Annotated in this window: 15 protein-coding genes; 12 read left to right on the top strand and 3 right to left on the bottom strand. The window is 45.4% G+C overall.

The genetic code is table 11. The annotated features are described in order from the left end of the window. Positions 1–52 precede the first annotated feature (52 nt). The 8 genes from rplQ to G9F50_RS18590 all read left to right on the top strand — a co-directional run bounded on the left by rplQ (position 53) and on the right by G9F50_RS18590 (position 5,701). A complete protein-coding gene (rplQ, locus tag G9F50_RS18555; protein WP_003156550.1) occupies positions 53–415 on the top strand; it encodes a 50S ribosomal protein L17 in 363 nt (120 codons plus the stop codon). A 131-nt stretch (positions 416–546) separates the two neighbouring features. Further along, positions 547–1,392, top strand: coding sequence for an energy-coupling factor ABC transporter ATP-binding protein (locus G9F50_RS18560; protein WP_007615256.1), 846 nt, complete (start codon positions 547–549; stop codon positions 1,390–1,392). Next, a complete protein-coding gene (locus tag G9F50_RS18565) occupies positions 1,368–2,237 on the top strand; it encodes an energy-coupling factor ABC transporter ATP-binding protein (RefSeq protein WP_060562035.1) in 870 nt (289 codons plus the stop codon). The genes G9F50_RS18560 and G9F50_RS18565 overlap by 25 nt, the downstream gene beginning before the upstream one ends. Next, the gene (locus G9F50_RS18570) at positions 2,234–3,031 is read left to right on the top strand and encodes an energy-coupling factor transporter transmembrane component T family protein (RefSeq protein ID WP_014304219.1); all 798 of its coding nucleotides are present in this window, start codon (positions 2,234–2,236) and stop codon (positions 3,029–3,031) included. The genes G9F50_RS18565 and G9F50_RS18570 overlap by 4 nt, the downstream gene beginning before the upstream one ends. A 12-nt stretch (positions 3,032–3,043) precedes the next feature. Continuing rightward, positions 3,044–3,787, top strand: a complete 744-nt coding sequence (truA, locus tag G9F50_RS18575) for a tRNA pseudouridine(38-40) synthase TruA (RefSeq protein WP_007410413.1) — start codon at positions 3,044–3,046, stop codon at positions 3,785–3,787. A gap of 159 nt (positions 3,788–3,946) precedes the next feature. After that, positions 3,947–4,384: a 50S ribosomal protein L13 gene (gene rplM, locus G9F50_RS18580; protein WP_003225844.1), complete on the top strand. Its 438-nt coding sequence runs from the start codon at positions 3,947–3,949 to the stop codon at positions 4,382–4,384. Between the two features lie 20 nt (positions 4,385–4,404). Next, positions 4,405–4,797, top strand: coding sequence for a 30S ribosomal protein S9 (gene rpsI, locus G9F50_RS18585; protein WP_003225846.1), 393 nt, complete (start codon positions 4,405–4,407; stop codon positions 4,795–4,797). 136 nt (positions 4,798–4,933) lie between these two features. Continuing rightward, a complete protein-coding gene (locus tag G9F50_RS18590; protein WP_060562036.1) occupies positions 4,934–5,701 on the top strand; it encodes a class I SAM-dependent methyltransferase in 768 nt (255 codons plus the stop codon). Between the two features lie 13 nt (positions 5,702–5,714). Here the strand turns inward: G9F50_RS18590 and G9F50_RS18595 are convergent, their stop codons facing one another. Further along, entirely contained in the window at positions 5,715–6,188 is a 474-nt protein-coding gene (locus tag G9F50_RS18595) for a DinB family protein (RefSeq protein WP_060562037.1), read from the bottom strand. A 130-nt stretch (positions 6,189–6,318) separates the two neighbouring features. Between G9F50_RS18595 and G9F50_RS18600 the strand changes: the two genes are divergently transcribed. The 3 genes from G9F50_RS18600 to G9F50_RS18610 all read left to right on the top strand — a co-directional run bounded on the left by G9F50_RS18600 (position 6,319) and on the right by G9F50_RS18610 (position 8,668). Continuing rightward, positions 6,319–6,762, top strand: coding sequence for a DUF2521 family protein (locus G9F50_RS18600; protein WP_011996201.1), 444 nt, complete (start codon positions 6,319–6,321; stop codon positions 6,760–6,762). 60 nt (positions 6,763–6,822) lie between these two features. Next, complete coding sequence (gene cwlD / locus G9F50_RS18605) at positions 6,823–7,536, top strand: N-acetylmuramoyl-L-alanine amidase CwlD (protein WP_007410417.1); 714 nt, start codon at positions 6,823–6,825, stop codon at positions 7,534–7,536. Between the two features lie 79 nt (positions 7,537–7,615). Then, positions 7,616–8,668 carry an Mrp/NBP35 family ATP-binding protein gene (locus G9F50_RS18610; RefSeq protein ID WP_007410418.1) on the top strand — a complete coding sequence of 351 codons (1,053 nt, stop codon included), beginning with the start codon at positions 7,616–7,618 and terminating at the stop codon, positions 8,666–8,668. A gap of 32 nt (positions 8,669–8,700) precedes the next feature. Here the strand turns inward: G9F50_RS18610 and gerD are convergent, their stop codons facing one another. Then, positions 8,701–9,258, bottom strand: coding sequence for a spore germination lipoprotein GerD (gene gerD / locus G9F50_RS18615; RefSeq protein WP_007410419.1), 558 nt, complete (start codon positions 9,256–9,258; stop codon positions 8,701–8,703). Positions 9,259–9,365: 107 nt separating this feature from the next. Here gerD and kbaA point away from each other — a divergent pair, with 107 nt between their 5' ends. Continuing rightward, a complete protein-coding gene (gene kbaA / locus G9F50_RS18620; RefSeq protein WP_007410420.1) occupies positions 9,366–9,962 on the top strand; it encodes a KinB-signaling pathway activation protein in 597 nt (198 codons plus the stop codon). Here kbaA and pdaB read toward each other — a convergent pair whose 3' ends face one another. Beyond that, positions 9,963–10,727 carry a polysaccharide deacetylase family sporulation protein PdaB gene (gene pdaB / locus G9F50_RS18625; protein WP_011996204.1) on the bottom strand — a complete coding sequence of 255 codons (765 nt, stop codon included), beginning with the start codon at positions 10,725–10,727 and terminating at the stop codon, positions 9,963–9,965. It abuts the gene before it with no gap. Positions 10,728–11,041 lie beyond the last annotated feature (314 nt).

Here is an 11,041-nt window from a genome sequence, read left to right on the forward strand (position 1 = left end):
TTCGTGTGTTTTTTATTTAGAAACAGCATTCCATTAAAGGAGGGGACATCACATGTCATACAGAAAACTAGGACGTACGAGTTCACAGCGTAAAGCTATGCTTCGTGATCTTACAACAGATTTGATCATCAACGAAAGAATTGAAACAACTGAAACACGTGCGAAAGAACTTCGCTCTGTTGTTGAAAAGATGATCACTCTTGGTAAGCGCGGTGACTTGCATGCTCGTCGTCAAGCAGCTGCATACATTCGCAACGAGGTTGCTAATGAAGAAAATAACCAAGATGCACTTCAAAAATTATTCTCTGACATTGCAACTCGTTACGAGGAGCGCCAAGGCGGATACACACGTATTATGAAGCTTGGTCCTCGCCGTGGTGACGGTGCACCAATGGCAATCATCGAATTGGTTTAATCACATATTTTTGTGTATCTAAAGAAGGGCGGGACAGTTTCTAACTGGATCTATGCCCTTTTTTTAGATATCAGAACTTTTTATCATGAGACAGAAAAGCAGAGCTATAGCTGAGAGGAGGTCAGGCGCCCGTGGATCAAAAACAGCTTATATCCGTAAAAGACATTCTATTCCGCTACCGCAAAGATGCAGAAAGACCGGCGCTGGACGGTGTGAGTCTGGAGGTATACGAAGGAGAATGGCTTGCTATCGTAGGCCACAACGGTTCAGGGAAGTCGACTTTGGCCAGAGCACTGAACGGGCTGATTTTGCCTGAGGCCGGAGAAATTGAAGTAGGCGGCATCAAGCTGACTGAGGATACCGTGTGGGATGTGAGAAAAAAAATAGGGATGGTCTTTCAGAATCCCGATAACCAATTTGTCGGAACGACTGTTCGCGATGATGTGGCTTTTGGTTTAGAAAACAATGGTGTTCCGCGCGAAGAAATGATTGAGAGAGTAGATTGGGCTGTCACACAAGTCAATATGCAGGATTTTCTTGATCAAGAGCCGCACCATCTCTCCGGAGGTCAAAAACAAAGAGTGGCGATCGCGGGAATTATTGCCGCGCGTCCTGATATTATGATTTTGGATGAAGCGACATCCATGCTTGACCCGATTGGGAGAGAAGAAGTCCTTGATACTGTCAGACGCTTAAAAGATCAGGGCATGGCCACCGTCATTTCGATAACACATGACCTGGAAGAAGCCGCAAGGGCGGACAGGATCATTGTGATGAACGGCGGCAGGAAATATGCAGAGGGCACGCCTGAAGAGATTTTTAAATTAAACGAAGACTTGGTTCGCATCGGTCTTGATTTGCCTTTCTCATTCCAGCTCAGCCTGCTTTTGAAAGAAAGCGGACTGGCGTTAACGAAAAACCATCTGACTCAGGAAGGGCTGGTGAATGAGCTGTGGACATTAAAATCAAAGATGTAGAACACCGCTATCAAATGAAGACACCGTTTGAACGGCTGGCTCTGTATGATATCAATGCCGTGATAAAAGAGGGCAGCTACGTTGCTGTCATCGGGCATACAGGGTCAGGCAAATCGACGCTCCTGCAGCATTTAAACGGTTTGCTGAAACCGACTAAAGGACAGCTTGAACTCGGGAGCACGATTCTGGCAGCCGGTAAAAAGAATAAAGACCTTAAGACTTTGCGAAAAAAAGTCGGAATCGTTTTCCAATTCCCCGAACATCAGCTGTTTGAAGAGACTGTGCTGAAGGACATCGCATTCGGACCGATGAATTTCGGTGTAAAAAAAGAAGACGCTGAACGGAAAGCAAAAGAAATGCTGGGGCTTGTGGGCCTTCCGGAAGACATTTTGGATCGTTCACCATTTGAGCTCAGCGGCGGCCAGATGCGCAGAGTGGCGATTGCCGGCGTTCTCGCGATGGAGCCGGAAGTGCTGGTTTTGGATGAACCGACGGCCGGTCTTGATCCGAGAGGGCGCCAGGACATTATGGACATGTTCTATGCGCTTCATCAGCGGGGAAACCTGACTACCGTTCTCGTCACCCACAGCATGGAGGACGCCGCCCGTTATGCCGACGAAATGATCGTCATGCACAAAGGAACCATTAAGTCGACGGGGAGTCCGCGTGACTTGTTTGTAAAAGGTGAAGAGATGTCCGAAATGGGACTGGATCTTCCTGAATCGGTGAAGTTTCAGAGACGGCTTGAGAAGGCTCTCGGAGTCAAGTATGAAAAACCCATGCTGACCCTGCAGGATGCGGCCAGTGAAATTAAGGCTTTCTTTCAGGAGGAAAAGGACCAATGATGGACAGCATGATTATCGGAAAGTATGTTCCCGGATCATCGCTTATTCACCGATTGGACCCGCGAACAAAACTTGTCAGCATCTTTCTTTTTGTATGTATCGTTTTTTTGGCAAACAACGTACAGACGTACGCTTTGCTGGGTTTGTTTACATTCGGGGTGATCGCCTTGACTCGCGTGCCGTTCAGCTTTTTGCTGAAGGGGCTTAAGCCGATTATCTGGATTGTGGCGTTTACCTTTTTATTACACATTTTCATGACGCATGAAGGATCTGTCATTTTTCAGCTTGGCTGGTTTAAAGTGTATGAGGGCGGACTTATACAGGGGATTTTTATCTCCCTCCGTTTCGTTTACCTTATCTTTATGACGACGCTGCTGACGCTGACAACAACGCCGATTGAAATAACGGATGGAATGGAGCAGCTCCTGAATCCTTTTAAAAAGGTGAAGCTGCCCGTACACGAACTCGCATTGATGATGTCGATATCATTGCGATTTATCCCGACATTGATGGAAGAGACAGATAAAATCATGAAGGCGCAAATGGCGAGGGGTGCGGACTTTACAAGCGGCCCGGTGAAAGACAGAATCAAAGCGGTTGTTCCGCTGCTTGTCCCGCTGTTTGTCAGCGCCTTTAAACGCGCGGAAGAGCTCGCGGTCGCCATGGAGGCGAGAGGCTACCAGGGCGGTGAGGGGAGAACGAAATACAGAAAGCTCGTCTGGACCGGAAAGGATACCGGAGCTATTCTGCTCATCATCGTATTAGCCGTGTTATTGTTTTTCTTAAGAAGTTAGAGGTGCTGCTGAATGAGAGTGAAATGTACCATTGCTTATGACGGGCATTTATTTAACGGATATCAGGTTCAGCCTGGAAAACGGACCGTTCAAAGTGAATTGGAAAAAGCGCTGGCCGTCATCCATAAAACGGACGGCAGAGTGCCTGTGTACTCATCCGGCCGCACGGACAGCGATGTTCATGCTGCCGGGCAGGTCATTCATTTTGATACGCCGCTGTCCATCCCGGCTGAGAAATGGCCGTTTGCGCTTAATGCCCTGCTGCCTGATGATATTGCCGTCAAAACAGCAGAGATTGCGGATGATGGGTTCCATGCACGATTTAGCGCGGTCCAAAAGGAATATCGCTACTTTGTATATACGGAGAAACACCCGGACGTATTTAAACGACATTACGCTTACCATTTTGCATATCAGCTTAATGTGCAGAAAATGAGGGAAGCTTCAAGGCACCTCGTCGGGACACATGATTTCACAAGCTTTTGCGCGGCTGATACCGCGGTTCAGGATAAAGTCAGAACGATTTACGAGCTGGATTGGACTGAGACCGGAGACGGCCTGCAGATGCGGATCACCGGAAACGGTTTTCTCTATAATATGGTCAGAATCATTGCCGGAACGTTATTGGATACCGGAGCTGGAAAATTTTCTCCCGATGATGTAAAAGCAATGCTCGAAGCGAAGGATCGCGAAGCCGCGGGGCGTACCGCACCGGGGCACGGGCTGTATTTATGGAGCGTTTGCTATGACAACTAAACCAGGTGTAACATTTTCTTGACAGAGTCTGCATAAAGTTATAAGATATCATATGGTATGTATTTCAACCCCACGATAAGCCCCGGAACTTATTGTGTTGTGAAATAGAACGTAATCGAAGATTATTGAAAATGACAGATCATTTAGGAGGGAAATTCAATGCGTACAACACCTATGGCTAACGCAAGTACTATTGAACGCAAGTGGTTAGTTGTTGATGCAGCAGGCAAGACTTTAGGACGTCTTTCTACAGAAGTTGCATCTATCCTTCGCGGAAAACACAAACCGACTTACACACCGCACGTTGATACTGGAGATCATGTGATCATCATCAACGCTGAAAAAATCGAGTTAACTGGTAAAAAGTTAACTGACAAAATCTACTACCGTCACACTCAACATCCAGGCGGATTAAAATCAAGAACTGCTCTTGAAATGCGTACAAACTACCCTGAGAAAATGCTTGAGCTTGCTATCAAAGGCATGCTTCCAAAAGGTTCTCTAGGTCGTCAAATGTTCAAGAAATTGAACGTATACCGTGGTTCTGAGCATCCACATGAAGCACAAAAACCTGAAGTTTACGAACTTCGCGGTTAATTAAAAAGGAGGTTACCAATTTGGCACAGGTTCAATATTACGGTACTGGCCGTCGTAAAAGTTCTGTAGCGCGTGTGCGCTTAGTTCCAGGTGAAGGTCGTATCGTCGTTAATAATCGTGAAATCAGCGAGCACATTCCATCTCCAGCTCTAATCGAAGATATCAAACAACCATTAACTTTAACTGAAACAGCTGGTACTTATGATGTTTTAGTAAACGTACATGGAGGCGGCTTATCTGGTCAAGCTGGAGCAATCCGTCATGGTATCGCTCGTGCTTTGCTTGAAGCAGATCCAGAATACCGTGCAACACTTAAACGTGCTGGTCTTCTGACTCGTGATGCTCGTATGAAAGAACGTAAAAAATACGGTCTTAAAGGCGCTCGTCGTGCACCTCAGTTCTCAAAACGTTAATCGTTTTGGATGGCAAAAACCACAACTTCTTGGTTGTGGTTTTTTTGTATTTTTTCTCATATTCAAGAGGTTATCCGATGTTTTTCTAGAATTGTTTGTTATACTCTATTCATTACCAATAAGGAGCGCAGTTATAATGAATAAGTTAGTCATACATAACAGCAAGGCATGGGATAAAAAAGTCGAAACAGGCAATGAATGGACGATTGCGGTTGATTCTCATACGATTGGTGAAGCGAAAAAAGGCAATTGGAGCATCAGAATGACCCCCGGAAAAGATGTGCCGGCGGATTGGTTTCCGCCCATAGACGGTCTGAAGGTTCTTTGTCTTGCTTCAGGAGGAGGACAGCAAGGGCCGGTCCTTGCTGCTGCAGGAGCGGACGTCACCATCTTTGACAATTCGGAAAAACAGCTTGCGCAAGACAGAATGGTTGCCGGGCGGGACGGTCTTACGCTTCGGACTGTCAAAGGCAGCATGAATGATCTGAGCTGTTTTGATGATGAGTCATTTGATTTTATCGTGCACCCGGTATCGAATTGCTTTGTTGATACGGTTCTTCCGGTATGGAAAGAAGCTCATCGCGTATTGAAAAAAGGCGGATCTTTAGTCTCCGGTTTTGTAAATCCCGTCGTGTTCTTATTTGATATGGATTTAGAGCAGGAAGGCGTACTAAAAGTAAAGTATTCCATTCCGTTTTCGGATGAAAAAGATCTGAGTAAGAAAAAGGTAAAGGAACTTATTGATAATCATGAAGCGCTTGAATTCGGCCATACGCTGGAGGATCAAATTAAAGGTCAGATTGACGCAGGCTTTATGGTTGCCGGTTTTTACGAGGACAAAGGCGGCCTCGTGCTGGATGAATACATTAATACATACTCCGTAACAAGAAGCATTAAAATATAAAAACGGCATCCCGTCAGAGGTGCTGTTTTTTTGCGGCTTTTTCCTGCGGACGGCTGATCACATTAGCCGAAACCGGTTCTATTCCAATTTCTCTGGCCCAAACCGACAGTTGTCCCATATGGTGAATCTCATGCGCAAGGATGTGGCGGAGAATATCTTCTTTAGGAAAGGTTTGGTCCATCCAGCCCGGCTTAACAAGATCCGGTCCTTTGAGGGAGACCGCATGAATGACATCCTCCCGATACTGTTCAGACAGTTTTCTGAGATCCTGAATGCTCGTATAGTCAGACTCAGCAGGTAAAACATCATCTTTACCTAAAATGGCACGAGCCCAGCTGATCTCGACATCAATGATATGAAATAAAGTCCGCAAGATGCTCTTCATTCCGCCCGTCCGGGTTTTCGCCAGTTCCTCCCGGCTCAGCTTTTCACATATCATAAACCACTCGTCACGCACCGTCCAATTGTATTGAAACAGCTTTTTCATAACGTCACCTCAGCTCTTTATTCTTCCAGTTAACATAAAACTCCTTCATTTGGGAGGATTTCCACTATCAACAAAGCATGCTTTTTCCCTTTTCCTTTCAAAATAACAGTAAAAAGGAGCGTGGCTGGCAATGGCAGAAGTATTATCTTTTTCAGACGTGAAACGGCAGAAGGATTTTGAGCTTGAGAAGAGTTTACTAAAGGAGCTGTCACTGACGCAGATCATTCAGTCCGTAAAAGCATGTCTTACCCCTTTGTTTCCCTTTCTTCAAGACGAAAACGGCATTCTGAGTGAAGGATGCATAGATTTTGCAATTGAAGCGTATTTATTAGGCGGCCGGTTCGGCGTCTTTGGCTATTATGGTGAGTCTTTGCAGAGGGCAAACGCCCGTTCGGCAGAAGAAGAGGAAGAACTGACGGTCGATTTTTTTGAATATCTTTGCAATTGGACGCATGAGCAATATTCTTCCGTTAAACAAAAAGAAATCTATGAAGCGTCCTGCCGGTTTATCAACAGCTGGTGGACGGAAGGATTTCTGCAAAGAGAAAAACAATGTAAGCTCCGCATGAGGTAATCATAATTTCTTCCCTTGTCCCATACTTATTAATAACGGGGACAAGCGGGAGGGAAAGGTATGACAAAAAAGCTGAAATGGCTCGGTTTTTTACTTGGCTTTATCATATTATTGTGTTTATTCCGGTTTCAATTCCATAATGATGATTCCTGGCGGCCGTGGAGTCTGCCGCTGAGCGGGAAAATCATCTATCTCGATCCGGGACACGGCGGGCCGGACGGAGGCGCTACGGGAGGCAGTCACCTTGAAAAGGACATTACTCTCGAAGTGGCCTCCAGGGTAAGAGACTATTTGCAGGAGCAGGGAGCTTTGGTCATTATGACGCGGGAGACGGATACTGATTTAGCTCCTGAAGGTACAAAAGGCTACAGCAGACGCAAAGCGGAAGATCTGAGAAAGCGCGTGGAAATCATCAACCGTTCAGAGGCGGAGCTTTATATCAGCATTCATCTGAACGCCATACCGTCACCGAGATGGAGCGGCGCCCAAAGCTTCTACTATGGAAAATACGAAGAAAATGAAAAAGTGGCAAAATATATACAGGACGAATTGAGAATCAATTTGGAGAATACAACGAGAAAGGCGAAACGGATACACGGCATTTACTTAATGCAGAATGTAACCAAACCGGGCGCGCTGGTGGAAATCGGTTTTCTGTCCAATCCCGCGGAAGCGAAAAGGCTCGGCCAGCCCAAATATCAGGACAAAATCGCTTCTTCCGTGTATAAGGGCGTATTGAGATACTTCACAGAGAAAGGAGACCCTCCCGAGTAAGGAGGGTTTTTCGCCGATTCTATGTTTAATATATGGTATAATACCATTTGTAAACGAATACACAAAGGGTGAGGGTTCGATGATAAGAGAAGATGAAGTAAGAAATATAGTCGGAAACATGCGCGAACCTTTTCTTCATAGACCGCTGGGAGAATTGGATGCCATTAAAGAAGTAAAGATCAAGCCGGAAAAACGGCATGTCAGTGTGAAAATTGCATTGGCAAAAACGGGGACGGCTGAACAGATGGGTATTCAGCAGGAAATCGTATCCGTTCTGAAAGAAGCGGGTGCGGAAACTGTGGGACTGCGGTTTGAAGAGCTGCCGGAAGAAACATTGGCGAAATTCAGCCGGCCGGCTGCTGAAAGCGAAACCCTGCTGAATAGGAAACATCCGCCGGTCTTTCTTGCGGTGGCAAGCGGAAAAGGCGGTGTCGGCAAATCAACGGTTTCCGTCAACCTGGCCATTTCTCTTGCGCGGCTCGGAAAAAAAGTCGGCTTGATCGACGCGGATATATACGGATTCAGCGTGCCGGACATGATGGGTATTACAGTTCGCCCGACAGTAGAAGGAGAAAAACTGCTTCCTGTCGAAAGATTTGGAGTAAAGGTTATGTCGATGGGCTTTTTCGTCGAAGAAAACGCTCCGGTTGTGTGGAGAGGGCCGATGCTGGGCAAGATGCTGAATAACTTCTTCCATGAGGTTGACTGGGGAGAGGTTGACTATATCGTTCTTGATCTGCCGCCCGGCACGGGTGATGTGGCGCTCGATGTACACACGATGCTTCCGAGCTGCAAAGAGATTATCGTATCAACGCCGCACCCTACAGCCGCATTTGTAGCGGCGAGAGCGGGTTCTATGGCGATTAAGACCGATCATGAAGTTGTAGGGGTCATTGAAAATATGGCTTACTATGAAAGTGCAAAAACCGGCGAGAGAGAATATGTGTTCGGTCAAGGCGGGGGAGATAAGCTTGCAGAGGAATTGCAAGTGCCGCTGCTTGGCAGAATTCCTTTAAAACAGCCTGATTGGGACAAGGATCAGTTTGCGCCTTCTGTCTATGACAGAAGTCATCCGATCGGGGAAATTTATATGGGGATCGCCCAGAAAGTCATTGAAAAAACAGCTGAATAAAAAAGGGGCCGGGATCAACACGGCCCGGCCTTTTATTGGCTTTCTTTTTCAGAGCTTGAAGCTGCTTTTTTCAATTCATCCTCGAATTGCTTTTTGAAAAGCGGGCTGGAAAGTGTCTCTGTAATTACATCCTCTAAGTAACTGCGGAACTTTTGGCTTTTCACCAGCTCATAGTATTTTTTATCCATGCCGGGGTCCTGCATGATCTGCATAAAACTTTTCTGATAATCAGGGTCTTTCATCAGTTTTTTTATGATTTTTTCATGCTCGGGCTGAAGAGTTTTTGCAAAGCTCTCGGCGAATTTTGAGTCTTCAAAGATGGTTTTCCAGAACTCCGCCCCTTTTTTAGAGGTGAGGGTTTTCTCTATTGTGCCTTTAATGGCATTTTGATCAATCACCAATGCCTCATTCATCGCATCATCATTTAATATTTCCTTAATTGCCTTTTTTCCATCATCGGTCTTTAATATATCAACAACCATTTTTTTAGTCTGGTCATAATCCATATCCGCTGCTTGGTCTTTTGGAGCACAAGCTGTTACAGATAATAAAACAAAACAGCTTATCAATAGCGTTTTGGCTTTTGACATGCATAAGCTCCTTCCTTACTTGTACTTATTTTTAATATGATTCATCGGAATGGATTTATACATAACAAAATATCGCTGAACGCGATTGTCAGGGGGATGAATAAGAGATGAAAAGCCGCGGGCTTGTTCGATTTTTCTTTTCGATTTTAGCTGTGGGCGCTCTTATTACAAGCGTCGTGGGATTTGCTCTGAAGTGGGGGGAGTACAAGGGGTTCTTTCTGAATTTTGAGGCCGGTCAGATTTTCTCCGTTCTGATCTGGTTTATCGGGGTAGGCATGATTTTCAGTGTGATCAGCCAGATGGGATTCTTCGTTTTTCTGACGGTGCACCGGTTTGCCCTTGAAATTCTCAGATCAAGCTCGCTTTGGAATCTGCTTCAGCTGTTTATCATTCTGTTTGTCGCTTTTGATTTAATGTACGTCAGATTTTTGTTTTTCGGAGAGCGGGATGACTCGATTGCAGGGTTTGTCTGGCTGCCGCTGGCTCTGCTTGCCGTCGGCCTGTTGACGGCGTATATAAAACAAAAGCAGTCCTCAAAAAATACGTTCGTTTCATCATTATTTTTAATGGTCGTTATTACAGCGCTTGAATGGGTTCCTGCGCTACGAGTGAATAATGAGGACTGGCTTTATTTGATGCTGATTCCGCTGATGGGCTGCAATGCGTTTCAGCTGTTAATGCTGCCGAAGTTTGCCCAGAGGTAATTATTTCACTTCTGATGACTTGACGTCAGTATTTGCGATCAGGTCGCCGACGGTCACGTTTTTCAGTCCTTTTTGCTTTAAATTGTGAATGATGGCGGGGAGCGCTTCTTCAGTCTGTGTTGCTGAATCAGATGCGTGCAGCAGGACAATGTCGCCGCCTTTTATATGACTGTTTACATTTTCAATGATTTTATCAGGGCCGGGATTTGTCCAATCCTGCGAGTTAACGCTGTAATGAACCACTGAATAGTGGTACTGCTGTGCAATGGTAAGAACCTTTTTATTAAATTGTCCGGTCGGCGGGCGGAGTAAATGAACATTCTTCACACCCAGCTTTTTAAATGCGGTCTGGGCCCGGAGGATATCTTTTTTTATTTCATTGTCCTCTAGGTTGGTATAATTCTTATACGCATATCCCATGCTGCCGATTTGATGTCCGTCTTTTACCATACGTTCAACTGTGTCCGGGTGCCGTTCCGCCCAAGAAGCTGACAGAAAAAAAGTAGCGTTTTTAATACCGTTTGCTTTTAGCGCGTTCAGAATCGGAACCGCCTTTTCATCGCCCCAGCTGATATCGAATGTTAATGCGACTTCGCCCGCTTTCGTCTCCCCTTTTGAAATAGCCTTCGGGCCGCTATCAGTTAAAAATACAGGAAGGGGGACGGCTCTCTGTATATAAAAAAAGCTGGCTGCTGCAAATGCGGCAATGATAATAATAAGCAGCTGTTTTATCCTTCTGATGTGCCACACGTAGAAGTGATTCACTGATGACGCCTCCTTATCTTGTCCATGCTTGATTACATCGTATGCCGCGGCGGAGATGAATATAACGAAATACGTTTTAAAAAAAACGAAAAAAACACTTGCTAAATTCATCGAATGCATGGTATATTATTAAACGTCGCTGATGAACAGCAGACAACAACAAAAAGCTTCGGAAACAACTTGAAAAAAGTTGTTGACATAAAAGAAGCTGAGTGGTAAGATAATAAAGCTGCTTCAACAAGCGGTAATGATCTTTGAAAACTAAACAAGACAAAACGTACCTGTTAATTCAAAGTTTTAAATAAATCGCACAG

The organism is Bacillus sp. EKM206B, from assembly GCF_011066015.1.
Classification (GTDB): domain Bacteria; phylum Bacillota; class Bacilli; order Bacillales; family Bacillaceae; genus Bacillus; species Bacillus velezensis.